The organism is Sulfurimonas sp. (assembly GCF_032250635.1).
Lineage (GTDB): Bacteria > Campylobacterota > Campylobacteria > Campylobacterales > Sulfurimonadaceae > Sulfurimonas.
Map to the genome: position 1 here is coordinate 12,511 of NZ_JAVVFL010000003.1, position 16,459 is coordinate 28,969.

Here is a 16,459-nt window from a genome sequence, read left to right on the forward strand (position 1 = left end):
TATGGCTAAAAAATTTATAGATATAATGGATACAACCTTCAGAGACGGCTTTCAGTCTGTTTTTGGCGGTCGTGTATTGATGAACGATTTCTTCCCGGCGGTCGAAGCTGCAAAAACTGCGGGAATAACTCACTTTGAATTTGGCGGTGGCGCTAGGTTTCAATCCTTGTATTTCTATCTTAGAGAAGACGCGTTTGAGATGATGGACCGATTTCGTGAAATTGTAGGACCGGATGCAAATCTTCAAACTTTAGCGCGTGGCGTAAACACCGTAATGCTAGACACCGGCTCTAAAGAGCTAATCGATTTGCATGCAAAGATGTTCAAAAAACACGGTACGACGACTATCAGAAATTTTGACGCTCTTAATGATGTTGAGAACCTAAAATACTCAGGTGAGAGAATCGTGCATCATGGGCTAAAACATGAAATTGTTGTAACCATGATGGATCTTCCTCCGGGGTGCTACGGCGCTCACACTGTTGAATTTTACGAAAAAACACTACGTGAGATATTGGACAGCGGTATACCTTATAACAGCATCTGTTTTAAAGATGCATCCGGAACTTCAAACCCTCAAAAAGTTTTTGAAACTATTCAGATGGCTAGACGTCTTATTCCTGAGGGAACACACTTAAGACTTCACACTCATGAGACTGCAGGTGTTTCAGTAGCTGCATATATGGCTGCACTCGAAGCTGGCGTGGACGGAATAGATATGGCAGCTTCACCTGTAAGCGGCGGAACAAGCCAGCCTGATATATTAACAATGCTTCATGCTACAAAAGGTATGGATTATGATCTTGGCGGATTAGAGATTAACAAGATCTTAACATACGAAAAAGAGCTTCAATTTTGCCTCTCTGACTACTTTATGCCCCCTGAGGCAACTATGGTCTCTCCTATTATTCCATTCTCTCCAATGCCTGGAGGTGCACTTACTGCAAATACCCAGATGATGCGCGATAATAATATTTTGGATAGATTTCCTGAGGTTATAGCGGCAATGACTGAAGTTGTAGAAAAGGGCGGTTACGGCACATCTGTTACTCCTGTCTCTCAATTTTACTTCCAGCAGGCGCTTAACAATGTTATGCAAGGTCCTTGGAACGCGATTGCTCCAGGTTATGGAAAAATGGTACTTGGATATTTTGGTAAAACTCCCGTTGCACCGGATCCTGAAATCGTAAGAATCGCTTCTGAAAAGCTAGGTTTAGAGCCTACTACAGAGAAGGCTCTTGATTTGGCAAATGCTGATGAGAGTAAATCTTTAAGCAACTGGATAAATAAGCTCAAAGAAGAAAATATTGAGATAACAGAAGAGAATATTTTCATAGCAGCGGCTTGTCATGAGAAGGGTATCGCTTTTCTCAAAGGAGAGGGCGAGTTAAATGTTCGTAAAATATCAGATATGAAAAAAGAAGAAGGAAGTTCAAATATGGGTAATGGAAGCTATACAGTAGTGGTTGATGGTCAAAAATTTAGTGTTCAGGTTGCAGAAGGCAATGTTGATATTCAGGTTACAGAGGTAAATGGAGAGAGCGTGTCGCCTTCAACTCCTAAAGTAGTTACAACATCAGGTACTCAGTTAGATATTAAAGCTCTTTTACCAGGCAGTGTTTGGAAAATAGTTGCTAATCCGGGTCAGAGCGTCAACGAGGGCGATGTTATTTTGATTTTAGAGTCTATGAAGATGGAGATAGATATCGTGGCGCCAAAAGGCGGTGTTATAAAATCGATAAATGTTGCTACTAACGATAAAGTGGTCGAAGGTCAAGTCGTAGCAGTGCTAGGATAATCTAGATGAAAAAAAATGTTATAAAAATTCTTACGCTGCTCATGCTTTTTGGTTTTAGCTCGCTCTATGCCTCAAGCCCTGCTGCAGATACTACTTCACATGAAGTAAGTACTAAAAAAGTTGAAACATATCAAGCACAGTCATTTAGTGAAATGGTTGGTGGTTTTATAAACTCTACGGGTGTTAAAGCTTTTGTGAGCCCAAATCCAGATGAATTAAGCTCTCATGGTGAAAAAATGAGTGATTTCCACAAGTCATGGGGTAGAGTAATCATGATACTCATTGCATTTGTGCTCTTCTATCTTGCAATCGCAAAGGGCTTTGAACCTCTGCTTCTTTTGCCGATAGGATTTGGCGGACTTTTGGCAAACATTCCTATTGCCGGAATTGCTGGACCGGGTGGATTTCTAGGTATTATGTATGAGATGGGCTTGGCAAACCAGTTTTTCCCTATTCTTATATTTATGGGAGTTGGAGCTATGACTGATTTTGGTCCGCTACTCTCAAACCCAAAAACCGCACTTCTTGGCGGTGCTGCACAGTTTGGAATATTCGGAACACTTGTCGGAGCGGTTGCTCTTGCTCAGTATACGCCTATTTTTGACTTTACGCTTCAGCAAGCCTCTGCAATCTCGATTATCGGTGGAGCAGACGGTCCGACCTCTATTTTCATCGCATCAAAACTCGCACCTGAACTGCTTGGTGCTATTGCGGTTGCTTCTTACTCATATATGGCGATGGTTCCTATTATTCAGCCTCCTATTATGAGAGCGCTTACTACGGATGCCGAGAGAAGAATTAAGATGAGTACGATGCGTCATGTCTCTCGTTTAGAGAAATTGGTTTTTCCTATCATGGTTTTAGTGCTTGCTATCTTGGTTCTCCCTGATGCGACGCCTCTTATCGGTGCGTTTATGTTTGGTAACTTCCTTAAAGAGAGTGGTGTTGTAGATAGACTCTCTGATACTATGCAAAATGCGCTTATAAATATAGTAACTATTTTCTTGGGACTTGCCGTTGGTTCAAAATTGGCAGCGGATCAGTTCTTGGTTGCGGACACTTTAGCAATTCTGGCACTTGGTGTTGTGGCATTCTCTGTGGGTACGGCTGCAGGTGTTATTATGGCTAAGATTATGAACCTCTTTCCCGGAAACAAGATAAATCCGCTTATCGGTTCCGCAGGTGTTTCTGCTGTTCCTATGGCGGCTCGCGTATCTAACAAAGTAGGTATGGAGTATGACCGCTCAAACATGCTACTAATGCATGCAATGGGTCCAAATGTTGCAGGTGTTATCGGCTCAGCAGTTGCCGCCGGTATTCTTATCTCGTTATTTAGTTAAACTCAGGCGCATCGGCTACTCTTTTGCCGGTGTGTTCCGAACTAAGCGGCAGTTTAATTGTAAACTTTGCACCATCCTTGCCGTTTTCAACGCTTAGCTTCCCCTTACAATGCTCTTCAACTATTATTTTTGACATATAAAGACCAAGCCCTGTTCCGTCTTTAGACTTTTTTGTAGTGAAGTACGGTTCAAAAATTCTATTTATAATCTCAGGAGAGATACCTCCAGCGTTATCTTCAATAACTATCTCCGCATAACCGTTGTTTTTGCTTCCTTCAATATAGATAGTTGGATTTTGAATCTCCTTTTCGACCAACACATCTTCAGCATTTTTCATTATGTTTAGAAGCACCTGTTTGATTTCAGATACATAGGTGTTTACAAAAATACCATCCTCTATGTTGTTTTCAAACCTTATCTTTTTTGCCTCCAGAGTTGGAGCAATAATTTTAAAACTGCTCTTGACTATATCTTTTATCTTCTCATTGTGAAGCTCTTTGTCGGTTTTGAAAAAATTTCTAAAATCATCTATTGTTGAAGAGAGATGTTGTGCCAGCTCATCAATGGACTCCAGCTCTTTTTGGAAAAAATCGGCATTGTAGTTCTCCATCATAACATCAAGCGAAAGAGTTCCCGATATTGTAGATATAGATGATAGAGGTTGGCGCCACTGGTGGGCAATCATACTAACCATCTCTCCCATAGTTGCAAGTCTTGATTGATGAATTATTTGCAGGGCCTTTTCCTTGTTCTTTGCGACCTCTGCATCAACGCGCTCTTGAAGATCTCTGTTGATATCTTCAAGTTCTCTACTCTTTTCTTTTATCTCTTCTTCTGCTGGAATAAATATAAAAATAGCTTGAGCTATTAATAGAGCAACCAAGAGTATAAAAAGAATGATTTTTATGATTAAGATATATTTTATCTTATCTTCATTTTCCTTTTGGACTTTTGAAATATAGCTGTCTATATTATTTAGCAATTTTTCATATTGAGCACTTATTAGGAAATCAATCTCCAAACCTTTTTCTTCATTCCAGTTTTGGCCTCCTTCGTTAAAAAAATCTACAAAAGAGTCTGCGAGTGTAAAAAATTCTTTTTTACCATCCTGCTCAAAAATATATCCTCTGCTTTTTAAAGTACTTTCAACTTCTTTAAATTCTGTTATAGCTTTTTTTAGTTTCTCTACCTGTGTATAGCTATAGTGATGATAAACCTCATTGGTGTAAAAAAGGATTTTTCCAGATAGCATTCGCTCTTTTCCAAGCAGATTGATATCTTCAAAAGAGTGAGAGTTGTTCTGAATTAAAAAAATTGTTATAAAATAAGAGATTACTCCAAATAACCCAGTCAACACAAGAGCCAGCGTATATTTATTTCTTAGTGTTATATTGTGCAAATAAACCCTTTTATATAGTTATATTTTTAGTTTTGTGAATTAATATCTACTGATTTAAATTCACGGATAAGCTCTATTTGACGCTTGGAGAGGTACTCTCTAATGTCGTTGAGATTTTTTTGCAGAAGTTCATAAAGAACTACGATGTTATAGTCACGCTTGTTCTCTTCTATCCTGTAAACGCTTCCTAGAGTACTTAGCGTTATGAGTCTACCTTTTAGCTTTAGGCTTATTACTACTTTGATTTTTGTGCCAATTTCTATTCCGGCAGGAAGTGCGTCTGTCTTTAATTTTGCAGAGACCTCAGAGATATCCATGACGCTTGATTCGCCCGGGAATTTTATATTTTTAAAGTAGAGTGAGCACCCATGGTCTGCATCAGGCTCAAGGCGGGTGTATTTTCTATCTACAATACTTCTTGATACAAACGAGACATCATCTATGACTATTGTCTGGTTATCAGAGTCAAGACTCTTTACGGATTTGCAAACAACATCTTTTGGAAATATCTCTGAAGTGATTGTCATATATCTAGTAATTTGCACAATTTTTAGTTGCGTATTGACTGTTTTGAGCGCAAAGCTTTCCTCATTTATATCAGTTATAACAGCAGGATTAACTATTGTGAGCCCTTTGTAGAAGTTGTGTATTTTTACCTCTGAAGAGTTGTCTTTGACGACCTGCAGAAGAGTTAAAATTGCAATCTTATCTTTGGCGTTCTCATCATCTCTTGATGCATTTGCATCAAAAAGAGACATAAGGTTTAGCTCTGTCACATCATCAAAGGAGAGAATAAAGTGATCCTCTTTTTCAGGTATATTTCTTAGTTTGAGTATAAGGTGTCTCTTTTCACCTTTATGGTTTTGCATCTTTGTGTGGTAGAGTTTGCCCTTATTTTGGACTGCTGTATTTATCCACGATGATGAAGGGGTAGTATGCAAAAACTCTTTATGCTCAAGCAGGAGTTCATTGATGTCACTATATTTTTCGTTAAATTCATCTATACTTTCAACTCCAAAAAATTCGTCAAAACGTCTGTTTACGAGAACAAATTTATTATTATGCATCATAATGACAATATTATTTTGATAGTTAAAGATGTTTTGCAGCTGGGTTAAGAAAATACGGCTATTCTCCTCTTTATGTATAGAGATTACAGCATCGTGAAGAGCATTGATGAGTTCGGGAGCTTTGGTAGGCTTATGCAAGTAAGAGAAAATACCTAGTTTAATAGCCGTATATAGATGCTTTTTCTCATCATATGCAGAGAGAATTATAATTTTACAATCCGGCGCTACATCTTTAATCTTTTGTGCCATTACAAAGCCGTTCATGCGGGGCATATTTACGTCTGTAATAACAATTTTGGGTCTATGTTTTAAAAACTGAGCATAGCCCTCTTCCCCGTCATGCGCAATGTACACACTCTTAAATACTCTTAAAAGAAGTGTTTCTACGTTTTTTGAAAGACCTATGTTGTCCTCTACATATAAAACTCCGATATTGCTCGATAGCGCTTTTATCGTCTCTATCATCTCTTTCATGCTTGTGTCCCTTGTTCCCCAGAAAAGCGAATTTTAAAAGATAAAAATCAGCTGTTTTTCATATTCATAACTTCTACGATTAGCGGTATGATATTTTGACTTTTTGTTTTATCTATAAAGCCATCAGCACCCAAGACTTCAGCCTCTCTTTTATTGTTTGAGCCCGTCATGGAGCTGTTAACAATAACAGGTATATTTTTTGTTTTTGAAGAGCTTTTGAGTAGTTTGACGACAGTAAATCCGGACATCTCAGGCATCTCTATATCGGTGATTACCGCAGGTATTTTTGAGGCATCATCCCCAAGTGAATTTATATAATCAACAAGTAGCTTTCCATTTTCAAAGAGTTTCATTGAGAGGTTTGCATTTTCAAAAATCTGTTTGAGATGTTTTTGAGCTGTTTTAGAATCCTCAGCTACTAAAACCGTACCGTTTTTAAGTTTGATTGGAATATTTAGGTCTTTTAAATTTGCAGGCGATTCAAGCACATTTACCATGGCTTGAGGTATGACGTCCGCTAAAAGTTTTTCATAGTCCAAAACAAGGCACAGACTTCCGTCTTCTAGTCTTGTGTCATTGATAACTACGTTATTTTCACCCATTCTGTAGCTCTCTGGAGCATGCATCTCGTTCCAGTTCTTCTTTATAACTCTGTATGCAGACATAATTCTAAGCCCTATTACTATACCGTTGAAGTCGCAAACAAGTATATTTGACTTGCTAATCTCCTCTTTTGTAAGTATTGTTCCAAGCCAAAGCGGGAGGTTTAGTATGGGGATTTGCATTCCGCGAAGAACTATTGTACCCTCTAGCATTCTGTGAGATGAGGGAATCTGCGTGATAAAGTGGTTTTTTGATTCCACTACCTCGCGTGTTTTAAAAACATTGATAGCATAGTGCGCAGCACTCGGCTTGTTATTGATTCTAAATACTAAAAGTTGTAATTCATTATTTTTTGCCAGGTTTGTAGCAGCGTCGACATTTTCTAAAACGGACATTTAAAGCCTTTGAAATATACTTTTATAAGTAGTAAATAGTACCAAAATAATGATGAAATATGCTTGAATGTTAATAATGAAATGGTAAAATGTGCTTAATTAATCAAGGGCAACCTTGTAAAAGGTGTTGAATGAAAATTTTTACTCTACTTGCTCTGTTTCTTACCCTCACACACGCAAAAATATATTACGCAAAAGTTGAGCCTTACGAGATAAGAGACATATCAGCAAATGTTTCAGGTCTAATTTTAAGTGCAGACGAGGCTTTAGTTGGAACTTTGCTCACATCTAAGCCATATATAAAGATTGATTCTGAGGTTGATGAGAAGGAGTTAAGGCTTATAAGAGAGAAGCTTATGTATATAAAAAACTCTCTGGAGATGAGTGAAGCTGTTTTGGTAAATCTGGAAGATTCACTTGTGAAAAAAAGAGAGAATTATAGAAAAATAGAGCCATTGAAGTTTAAGTCTTCGGTTGAGAAGGATAGAGAATTTTACGACCTAATTACAAGTGAAAATCTATACCTAAACACGAGAAAAGAGATTCAGAACTTAAAAGCTCAGATATCTGATTTGAGGCTTAGAGAGGTTCAGCTTGAGAGAAGTATCAAAGATAAAAACTTGGTAGCAGATGGGTTTGTTCTTTATGAGATGCTCGTAAAACCGGGTCAAGTCGTAGGAGTTGCCGCTCCGCTGGCAAAAATCGCAAATACCTCCAAAGCACTTCTTAGCATATACCTTGATGAAGAGGATGTGTTGGACGCAAAAAAAAGAGCTGTTTACATCGAGGGCGAAAAAACTTCTTATAGCGTCTCAAGGCTTTTAAGTATTGCAGATAGTAAAAATATATCTAAATATCTGGCTCAGATAGTCATAGATTCGCCAAAACTCTTCTCTAAGCTTGTAAAAGTAGAACTAAAAAATGAGTAGTGTTACCGCATGCCCGCTTGATTGTTACGATGCTTGTGAAATCGTCTATGAAGAGGGGAAGTTAAAAGGTCTGAAAGAGGGACATACGCAGGGCTTTTTATGTCCGCATATGAATCATTATGAAAAATACAAAACCATTGAAAAGCCCCGATACAAGGGCAAAGAGATAACCCTTGAAGAGGCTCTTTTAAAACTAAAAGAGATGATCGCCTCATGCGATAAAAGCGAAGTGCTTCACTACCGCGGAAGCGGAAATTTTGCTTTGATGCAAGAGGTCACCGATCATTTCTTTGCTTCTTACGGAGCTATTTTGACAGAGGGAACTCTTTGTGATGGAGCAGGTGAGGCAGGAATTATCGAGGGTAGAGGCAGTAATAAAAACATGCCAATCAGCGAAGTGGCAAAGTCGGAGGTTGTAATATTTTGGGGCAGAAACCCCCATACGACATCCAGCCATCTTCTGCCTCTTGTAAAAGATAAAAAGATTATTGTCATAGACCCGATCAGGACTAAAATTGCAAAGAGTGCAGATCTATATCTTCAGATAAAGCCAAACACCGACCTCTTTTTAGCGATGCTGCTTAGTCGTTTTTTGCACATAGAAAACGGATGCGACGAAGAGTTTTTGGATGCTTATGCAACTGATTATGAAGAGTATTATGAGTTAACGCAAAACATCAGGATAAAATCTGTTTTGGATCAGATAGGCGTATCTTTGGGGCAGCTTGGAGATATCCTTGCTATGGTAAAAGATAAAAAAGTCGCTATAGTGTGTGGTGTGGGAGTTCAAAAGTACAGAGACGGCGTTGATGTTATGAGAGCTATTGACGCATTTGCCGTAATGCTAGGTCTTTTTGGCAAAGAGGGGTGTGGTGTAAGCTACCTTGGTGCCTCAAGAGAGGGCATAGAGTCGCCGTTTAACAAAAAGGCAAAAAAAGTCTCAAAAGTGGATACGGAGTTTGCAGATTTTAAAACTGTTTTCATCCAAGGTGCAAACCCGCTCTCGCAGATGCCCGATTCGCAAAGGGTAAGAGAGTCGATTGGCAAGGTTGAAAATGTTGTCTACTTCGGGCTTTATGAGAATGAGACGAGTGAAGTAGCCGATCTGATTATTCCTGCAAAAAGTTTTTTATACAAAGATGATGTCAGAACCTCCTATTCGCACAACGTTATGTCGTTTATGCCAAAAGTTGCACAGAGTGAGATCGGAATATGCGAGTATGATTTAGCGTCTTATCTATGCAAAGAGTTTGGTGTTACACTTGAGAGTGAAGAGTTTTACCTAAAGCATTTTAAAAATTTTGCAGTTCAAAAGATTGATGGCTCATGGTATGTCGAAAAGAGAGAGGATGTGCCGTATAAAAACGGTTTTGATACAAAGACAAAAGAGTTTGTTTTTCAGGATGAGTTTGATGCTAAAGTTGATGAAGAGCAGAGCGGTTTTTATCTCATCACCTCCAAGAGTCCGACGAGTCTAAACTCTCAGTTTAACAGAGATGAGAAGGTCTACCTGCACAGCTCTTTGGGGTTTGGTGAAGGGGAGATGGTAGTGATATCTTCAGAATCGGGCAGCGTTGTGCTTAAAGTAAAACACAATGATGATTTGCGCGACGATTGTGTTTTGATATACAGCGGGACAAGAGGCGTTAATAATTTAACAACTTCAAAACATGCACTCTATACAAAGAGTGCTATATTTCAAGAAAATAGGGTGGAGATAAAAAGATGAGTAATATAATGGATTTGGATAACAAATATGTTCTGCCGACGTACGCAAGAGCAGATGTTGAGTTTGTAAGGGGCAGCAATGCAAAGCTGTTTGACGCAGAGGGTAAAGAGTATATAGATTTTGCTTCTGGAATAGCAGTCTGCAGCGTAGGGCATGCAAATAAAAGAGTCAATGACGCAATATGCAAACAGATCTCAAATATTACTCACACTTCAAACCTTTACTACATTGCTCCGCAGGCTCGTGCGGCGCAAAAGATAGTTGAAGCAAGCGGATACGATATGAAGTGCTTTTTTGGAAATAGCGGAGCTGAAGCAAATGAGGGCGCTATAAAGATAGCGAGAAAGTTCGGCGAAAAAGACGGTGAGGTTAAGAGATATAAGGTCATAACGCTTCAACACTCTTTTCACGGAAGAACGATTACAACGGTAAAAGCGACCGGTCAAGAGAAGATGCATAGCTATTTTGGTCCATATCCAGACGGCTTTGTCTATGCCGATGATATCAATCATGTAGCATCTCTTGTGGATGAGCATACATGTGCGGTTATGATTGAGCTTGTTCAGGGCGAGGGCGGTGTTCAGCCGCTAGATAGAGAGTCTGTTCAAAAACTTGCAGCATTTTTAAAAGAAAAAAATGTGCTTCTCATTGTCGATGAGGTGCAAACAGGCGTTTACAGAACAGGAAAGTTTTTGGCGTCAAACTACTACGACATAGAGCCTGACGTTGTAACGTTAGCAAAAGGTCTTGGCGGCGGCGTTCCTATCGGTGTCGTTATGACTACTTTAAAAGAGGTTTTTAGCGCAGGAGATCACGGCTCTACATTCGGCGGAAACTTTTTAAGTACTACAGCCGCATGTGAGGTTGTGGATATTTTAAACGAGATGAACGAGAGTGGAGAGCTTCAAGAAGGCATAGATTACTTTGATAGTGAACTAGAGAAGTTTTATGCTGCTCATAAGGATGTTTTTACTTCAAAAGTTGGCATTGGAATGATGTGCGGATTGCGTGTTAGGGATGCAGACACACTTACTAAAATAGTCTCAAAAGCAAGAGAAGAGGGAGCTATAGTTTTAAAAGCTGGACGTGACACTCTTAGACTTTTGCCAGCACTTACAATCACGAAAGAGGAAACAGATGAAGGCTTTAAAGCTCTCAATCGCGCTCTTAACTCTTTGTAGTACGCTACTTGTTTCAGAGGAAGAGCTAGATAGCTACATCTCTGAAAATAAAAAAGAGCAGTTTAAGTATGACTATGAAAAAAATGAGGCGGAGAGTTCAAAGCTTCGCGACTCATGGATCGCGCCTCTGAATTTAAACTACAGTTATTCAAAAAGCAATCCGTATGAAAATAAGCAGACTCAACAGAGTGCGGCGATTGTGATGGATCAGCCTATCTTTAAAAGCGGTGGAATCTACTATGGAATTCAGTTTGCAGAGGCTTCGAGGATTTACTCAAACAATTTTACAGATGTTACAAAAAGAAAGTTGGCAAAAGAGGCAGTCTCACTTTTGATCCAGATAAAACAGATGGATTTGAAGATAAGCAAGCAGAAGCTGCAGATTGAGAATTCAGAGATTAATCTTGCGCAGAAAAAAGAGGATTATCTAAACGGTCAGCTTGATTCCGGCTTTTTAGACAGTGCAATAATCGAGAGAAACATTGTTATCCAAGCGCTCTATGACATAGAGACAAACAAAGAGAGAGTTATATCAAAGTTCAATGCCATTAGTGATATGAAATATGATAATGCTTTTGTGCCAGAGCTAAAACTAATAACTCAAGAGGAGTTTTTAGAGAATAATATGGTTTTGAGCATGTCTAAAAGCGAGATAAGCAAAAACAGATACAATAAAAATATGACAGTGTCAAAATATCTTCCTCAAATCAATTTTGTAGCTGGCTATAACTGGAAAGAGAGTGAAAATCAGCAATATGTACCAGGTTCCACAGCTATATCCAACGAAACTGATTACTATAACTATGGTATTAGAGCAACGTTGCCTCTTGATATAAACACCTTTAGAGATGTTGAATCTTCAAAAATAGATTATTTAAAATCTGTGATTGTAATTGAGGATAAAAAACGAGAGCAAAAAGCAATCTTTGAACAAGTTATGCAAAATATAGATAATTTTGAGAAGAAAAAACAGTTGAGTGTTGAAAATAGAGATATATATGAGAAACTGCTAGAAGATACAAAAGAGCTCTTCGGTGCCGGATATAAAACTCAGTATGATGTAGAGCTTTTACAAAACTCTGTGGAGATTCAAAAGATTGATGTAGAGATATATGAGATGGATAGACAGCTTGAGCTTCTTACGCTCTATGAGATGTATAAAGATGATTAAAGCTAGTAGATTTAGCGACTATATGTCGGAGTGGCTCTACGGTGAAGATGGCTACTACGCTACATACAAAGATATAGGAAAAGGCGGAGATTTTTACACCTCCGTCAGTACAAGCAAATTTTTCGGCGGAACTATCGCAAAGCATATTATCTCTCTGGTCGATGAGGACTTTTTGGCAGAGGATGCGACAATATGCGAGATAGGCGCGCATCATGGTTACTTTTTAGCAGATGTTATAGAGTTTATCTACACACTGCGTCCTAAACTTTTAGAGAGCTTCAACTTTGTAATTATTGAGAGATTTGAGACACTTCAAGAGTTTCAAAAAAATTACTTTAATGAGAGTTTTGGAGATGCTGTTAAACTAACTCACTACAAATCACTAAACGAGTTAAAGTGTAAAAATGCCTTTTTTATAGCAAATGAGATATTTGACGCATTCCCATGTGAGCTCTACTATAAAGGTAAAAGTGCCAGAGTAGATACTCATGAAGTCATCTTTGACGTAGATGATGAGTGGGTAGAGCAAAAAGCAAAAAAGTATCATAAAGACAGAGGCGAGATAGCCGTAGGTTACGAAGAGTTTGCTCATGAGATGGCTGGTGCGTGCGATAAGTTTGAGTTTATGAGTTTTGACTACGGAGAGATGCAAGCACGTCCAGATTTTTCGCTAAGAGTCTACGCTAAGCATGATGTCATCCCCTTTTTTGATGAAAATATAAAAAGAGATGAGCTATTTGCAAAGTTAGATCTTACATACGACGTGACGTTTGAACATGTAAAAGATGCTTATGAAGAGGCAGGAGTAGAGTTCATAGAGCTAAAAGCGCAGATGGTAGCGCTTGTGAATATGGGAATCTTAGAGCTTTTGGAGATTTTAAAAACAAAAGTGGATGAGAAGATTTACAAGCAAGAGCTTGAGAAGGTAAAAATACTGATAATGCCGAATTTTCTTGGAGAAAGATTTAAAATGATAAGAGTTAGAAAGAGTTGAAAACAAGAAGTGTCTAACACTCCTTGTTTTTCTACATATTGTGAATTATCTTCATCAACTCTTCAGGTCTGTTTGAAGCTGTAATTGCGACCTCTTTTGAGATAACTTTTTTACGAAGCAGCGCTAAGAGTTGGTCTGTTTGTGTGGTCATATTTGTTTCGTTCTGGTTTAGCTGCATTTGAGAATAGATCTGGTGAACTTTATCTTCTCTGATTAAGTTTTGAATAGCGGGATTTGCTATGAGAACCTCTTGAGTCGCAACTATTCCGCCTCCGATTCTAGGCATCAGAGATTGTGAAATAACTGATATAAGCGAAGATGCGAGCTGTGCTCTTACCTGCGCCTGCTCACCCGCATCAAAAACGTCGATAATACGGTTTATGGTTGCCGGTGCTGAGTTTGTATGCAGCGTTCCAAAAACTATGTGACCCGTCTCAGCGGCAGTAAGAGCTGCAGAAATAGTCTCTTTATCTCTCATCTCACCTACTAGAATAACATCTGGATCCTGTCTTAGTGCATATTTGAGTGCAGTGGCAAATGAGCTTGTATCTGAGCCGACCTCTCTTTGTGAGAAGAGAGATTTTATGTTTGTATGAACAAACTCTACAGGGTCTTCGATGGTGATGATATGCTTGTTAACCGTAATATTGATTTCATGAAGCATAGAAGCCAGAGTTGTAGACTTACCGCTTCCGGTAGGTCCAGTTACGAGGATTAGCCCTTTTTCTCTCTTTACAAGCTCTTTAAAGATTGGGTTGTTATTGAACTTCTCAAGCGGCGGAATATCGATAGGAATCATACGAAACGCACATGCAATACCCGCAATGGTTCTATAGTAGTTTGCACGAAAACGTCCGACATTCTCTAGCTCAAAAGAGAAGTCAAGTTCATTTTTCTCTTCAAATATTTTTTTCTGCTTATCTTCAATAAGAGCATAAGCCATCTCTTCTATCTCTTTGGCATGTAATATAGGAAGGTTAAGAGGTTTTAGTGACTTGTCAATTCTGATTTGCGGTTCACTTCCGGGAACAAGGTGCAAGTCTGAAGAGTCAAAGTGCAAAACACTCTTGAGCAGTTTTTTAATATCTATTGGTTTTTTAGTATCATCACTCATAACAGGTTTCCTTTGGTTTTATTAAATTTTACTATAATAGTACAAAAAAGCTACGTTAATCACTAAATGTTACGCACTAAAACGAACTCGTCCGTTTTAATGGCAGGGACAAATGTCCCTTGCAACCCCCTAAAGCTACGAAAAAAAGGTTTTTCGAGATTTATAAAGTGTTTTACGAACTTTTTTACAAAAGTGCGTAACATCAGTTAATCAATTATCTTTGGAACAATAAAAAAGCCATCATCGCTAAGAGGCGAATTTTTAAGTATGCTCTCGTTTATCTCCACATTACAATACGCAATATCCTCTCTTAAAAGTGTTGCATCATCGCTCATCGCAAATTTAGCATCGACACCATCAGTATCTAATTCACTTAAATTATCTACAAAGCTTACGAATTCAGAGAGTTGATTTATGATCTCTTCTCTTTTATCATCAGAGACTTTTAAAAACGATAGTTTTTCGAGCCTCTCTAACAGTTTGTCATCTACTTGCATCCAGCCATCCTCTACAATTATGGGCGTTAGTATCTGCCCTTTTGTAGATTGTAGCAAAAAAAATCTATCTATTTGATGAAACTTTAACAAACTATGCGATATTATTTTGAACTTTTGGAAAATTGTTAATTAAAAAGGAATATTTTTGAGCTTAAAAGAGAATATAAACATGGTAAAAGAGGAGTTAAACTCCGAAGAGAAGTTTTTTGAAAAAGCGGTCATGACTGAGAAATTTGTAAAAAAATATAAAAACGTTATGATAGCTTCAGTTGTTGCAATAGTTCTGGTAGTAGGAGCAAATATAGTATACAACATAAATGAAGAGGGTAAGGTTTCAGCTGCAAATGCGGTGCTTTTGAAGTTACAGTCAGACCCGAGCGATGCCGCTACTCTCTCAGAGCTTAAAAAATTAAGTCCAAACCTGCATGATGTATGGCTATACTCACAAGCTATAGCCAACAGTGATATTGAGCTGCTCAAGGGCTTGAAGAGCTCAGATGCTATGATTATAACTGATTTGGCAAAGTATGAATTAGCACAAGATACGGCTGCTCTTGAAGAGTATGCATCAAAACAAAATGCGATATACAGAGACCTTGCGCTGGTAAAGAGTGCGGTAATGCTGCTGAATGAAAACAAGGCAGATAAAGCAAAAACAGTTCTCTCAAAAGTCTCAGCAGAGTCATCTTTGAATGAGTTGGTGTCTGTTCTTAAGCATTATGGAGTGAACTAATATTTTGAAAATTTTACATATAGCAATAATTGCATTTTTACTATTTGCTTTTAGCGCATGTAGCTCCAAAGAGGTTTTTAAACCCGCGGAGGTCAAAGATGATTGGGAGTATTGCGGAGGCAGTGACGTAACTATTGAAGGAGTCGCCTCTGAAGCGGCACTTGTCGAGGATAGAAAAGTTCTGGCAAAAGGCAGAGTCGTTGATATTATAATTCCCGAAGATCAAAAGCTTTTGGGTTATAGTGATGGATGGGTAATGAGTGCGGACATCGACGGCAATCTAACACTTCAATATGCAGCCGATAGCAAAATGGTTGAGAAGTTTAATTTAAAAAGAACTATAGCAACAGCAGGCATAAAAGATGACCTCCTGGCGGTTCTTTTTGCAAGCAATGAGATGGCACTTTACTCCATAGCCGATAAATCGCTTCTTTTAAAAGAGCAGGGCGATGCTCCGATAGTGGTGAATTCAAAGATTGTAAAACCTTCTATAAAGGATGATTTAGTTCTCTTCTCGACACTTGATGGAAAAGTAGTTATTATAAACTCACAAACCAAGAAAAAGTTAAGAACGGTAATCGTGAGCTCCGAAGAGCACTTTAACAATATTATATATTTCAATCTCTTAGATAACAAAATAATTGCCGCTACAGGACACAAAATACTCTCTCTGGGAGAAAAAGAGATCAGAACTGATTTTGACATAAGAAATGTTGTCTCTGATGGTAAAAATATCTATATAGCAACAAAGCAGGGTGAGATAATCTCCCTAAATTCAGATCTGCAAAAAAATGCATCGTCAAAGTTTCCATTTGCGCACTTTTTGGGAATGATAGTTCACAATCAAAAGTTGTACGCTTTAGAAAAAGAGGGTTATATAATAGAGCTTTCAAAAGATCTCTCTGAGCATGCCGTTTATGAAGTAAGCATAGATGATGGGTATGTCTATATAGATGGAAAAATTTTCTTTGTGGGCGATGAGTATATCTCGGTAGAGTAAGCGATGTCAAATGAGCTAGAGGCTTTTATAGA

The 16,459-nt window shown here is 38.4% G+C and carries 14 protein-coding genes; 9 read left to right on the top strand and 5 right to left on the bottom strand.

From position 1 onward, the window contains the following. The first annotated feature begins 1 nt into the window (after position 1). Positions 2-1,798 carry a biotin/lipoyl-containing protein gene (locus RQ763_RS00445; RefSeq protein ID WP_314150441.1) on the top strand — a complete coding sequence of 599 codons (1,797 nt, stop codon included), beginning with the start codon at positions 2-4 and terminating at the stop codon, positions 1,796-1,798. Between the two features lie 5 nt (positions 1,799-1,803). Further along, positions 1,804-3,138 carry a sodium ion-translocating decarboxylase subunit beta gene (locus RQ763_RS00450; RefSeq protein WP_314150443.1) on the top strand — a complete coding sequence of 445 codons (1,335 nt, stop codon included), beginning with the start codon at positions 1,804-1,806 and terminating at the stop codon, positions 3,136-3,138. On the opposite strand, the gene RQ763_RS00455 is transcribed toward RQ763_RS00450, so the two are convergent. From RQ763_RS00455 to RQ763_RS00465, 3 genes are read right to left on the bottom strand one after another with little or no spacing between them, the layout of a single operon-like run. Beyond that, positions 3,131-4,537 carry a HAMP domain-containing sensor histidine kinase gene (locus tag RQ763_RS00455; protein ID WP_314150445.1) on the bottom strand — a complete coding sequence of 469 codons (1,407 nt, stop codon included), beginning with the start codon at positions 4,535-4,537 and terminating at the stop codon, positions 3,131-3,133. The two genes, RQ763_RS00450 and RQ763_RS00455, sit on opposite strands and share 8 nt — an antisense overlap. A gap of 26 nt (positions 4,538-4,563) precedes the next feature. Then, on the bottom strand, positions 4,564-6,081 hold the full coding sequence (locus tag RQ763_RS00460; RefSeq protein WP_314150447.1) for a response regulator: 1,518 nt from the start codon (positions 6,079-6,081) through the stop codon (positions 4,564-4,566). 47 nt (positions 6,082-6,128) lie between these two features. Beyond that, the gene (locus RQ763_RS00465; RefSeq protein WP_314150449.1) at positions 6,129-7,079 is read right to left on the bottom strand and encodes a chemotaxis protein; all 951 of its coding nucleotides are present in this window, start codon (positions 7,077-7,079) and stop codon (positions 6,129-6,131) included. 131 nt (positions 7,080-7,210) lie between these two features. Here RQ763_RS00465 and RQ763_RS00470 point away from each other — a divergent pair, with 131 nt between their 5' ends. Genes RQ763_RS00470 through RQ763_RS00490 form a run of 5 tightly spaced genes read left to right on the top strand, consistent with a single transcriptional unit; the run spans position 7,211 to position 13,083 of the window. Beyond that, the gene (locus tag RQ763_RS00470; RefSeq protein ID WP_314150451.1) at positions 7,211-8,008 is read left to right on the top strand and encodes an HlyD family secretion protein; all 798 of its coding nucleotides are present in this window, start codon (positions 7,211-7,213) and stop codon (positions 8,006-8,008) included. Beyond that, a complete protein-coding gene (locus RQ763_RS00475) occupies positions 8,001-9,737 on the top strand; it encodes a molybdopterin-dependent oxidoreductase (protein WP_314150453.1) in 1,737 nt (578 codons plus the stop codon). Before RQ763_RS00470 ends, RQ763_RS00475 begins: the two co-directional genes overlap by 8 nt. Next, the gene (locus RQ763_RS00480; protein WP_314150455.1) at positions 9,734-10,918 is read left to right on the top strand and encodes an aspartate aminotransferase family protein; all 1,185 of its coding nucleotides are present in this window, start codon (positions 9,734-9,736) and stop codon (positions 10,916-10,918) included. The genes RQ763_RS00475 and RQ763_RS00480 overlap by 4 nt, the downstream gene beginning before the upstream one ends. Then, the gene (locus RQ763_RS00485; protein WP_314150457.1) at positions 10,875-12,089 is read left to right on the top strand and encodes a TolC family protein; all 1,215 of its coding nucleotides are present in this window, start codon (positions 10,875-10,877) and stop codon (positions 12,087-12,089) included. The genes RQ763_RS00480 and RQ763_RS00485 overlap by 44 nt, the downstream gene beginning before the upstream one ends. Beyond that, entirely contained in the window at positions 12,082-13,083 is a 1,002-nt protein-coding gene (locus RQ763_RS00490) for an SAM-dependent methyltransferase (protein WP_314150458.1), read from the top strand. Before RQ763_RS00485 ends, RQ763_RS00490 begins: the two co-directional genes overlap by 8 nt. Positions 13,084-13,114: 31 nt before the next feature. Here the strand turns inward: RQ763_RS00490 and RQ763_RS00495 are convergent, their stop codons facing one another. Continuing rightward, positions 13,115-14,197: a type IV pilus twitching motility protein PilT gene (locus RQ763_RS00495; protein ID WP_314150459.1), complete on the bottom strand. Its 1,083-nt coding sequence runs from the start codon at positions 14,195-14,197 to the stop codon at positions 13,115-13,117. 206 nt (positions 14,198-14,403) lie between these two features. After that, positions 14,404-14,694 (bottom strand): Asp-tRNA(Asn)/Glu-tRNA(Gln) amidotransferase subunit GatC, encoded by a 291-nt coding sequence (gatC, locus tag RQ763_RS00500; protein WP_314150464.1) that lies wholly within the window; start codon positions 14,692-14,694, stop codon positions 14,404-14,406. A gap of 145 nt (positions 14,695-14,839) precedes the next feature. Here gatC and RQ763_RS00505 point away from each other — a divergent pair, with 145 nt between their 5' ends. After that, positions 14,840-15,427 (top strand): hypothetical protein, encoded by a 588-nt coding sequence (locus RQ763_RS00505; protein WP_314150461.1) that lies wholly within the window; start codon positions 14,840-14,842, stop codon positions 15,425-15,427. Positions 15,428-15,431: 4 nt separating this feature from the next. Then, entirely contained in the window at positions 15,432-16,427 is a 996-nt protein-coding gene (locus RQ763_RS00510) for a hypothetical protein (protein ID WP_314150463.1), read from the top strand. Positions 16,428-16,459 lie beyond the last annotated feature (32 nt).

What these genes read in the sequence shown, in the direction of transcription:
- RQ763_RS00490 (WP_314150458.1), top strand. Translation starts at nt 12,082, where the DNA reads ATGATTAAAGCTAGTAGATTTAGCGACTATATGTCGGAGTGGCTCTAC.
- gatC (WP_314150464.1), bottom strand. Translation starts at nt 14,694, where the DNA reads ATGCAAGTAGATGACAAACTGTTAGAGAGGCTCGAAAAACTATCGTTT.
- RQ763_RS00465 (WP_314150449.1), bottom strand. Translation starts at nt 7,079, where the DNA reads ATGTCCGTTTTAGAAAATGTCGACGCTGCTACAAACCTGGCAAAAAAT.
- RQ763_RS00485 (WP_314150457.1), top strand. Translation starts at nt 10,875, where the DNA reads ATGAAGGCTTTAAAGCTCTCAATCGCGCTCTTAACTCTTTGTAGTACG.
- RQ763_RS00450 (WP_314150443.1), top strand. Translation starts at nt 1,804, where the DNA reads ATGAAAAAAAATGTTATAAAAATTCTTACGCTGCTCATGCTTTTTGGT.
- RQ763_RS00475 (WP_314150453.1), top strand. Translation starts at nt 8,001, where the DNA reads ATGAGTAGTGTTACCGCATGCCCGCTTGATTGTTACGATGCTTGTGAA.
- RQ763_RS00445 (WP_314150441.1), top strand. Translation starts at nt 2, where the DNA reads ATGGCTAAAAAATTTATAGATATAATGGATACAACCTTCAGAGACGGC.
- RQ763_RS00470 (WP_314150451.1), top strand. Translation starts at nt 7,211, where the DNA reads ATGAAAATTTTTACTCTACTTGCTCTGTTTCTTACCCTCACACACGCA.
- RQ763_RS00495 (WP_314150459.1), bottom strand. Translation starts at nt 14,197, where the DNA reads ATGAGTGATGATACTAAAAAACCAATAGATATTAAAAAACTGCTCAAG.
- RQ763_RS00460 (WP_314150447.1), bottom strand. Translation starts at nt 6,081, where the DNA reads ATGAAAGAGATGATAGAGACGATAAAAGCGCTATCGAGCAATATCGGA.
- RQ763_RS00480 (WP_314150455.1), top strand. Translation starts at nt 9,734, where the DNA reads ATGAGTAATATAATGGATTTGGATAACAAATATGTTCTGCCGACGTAC.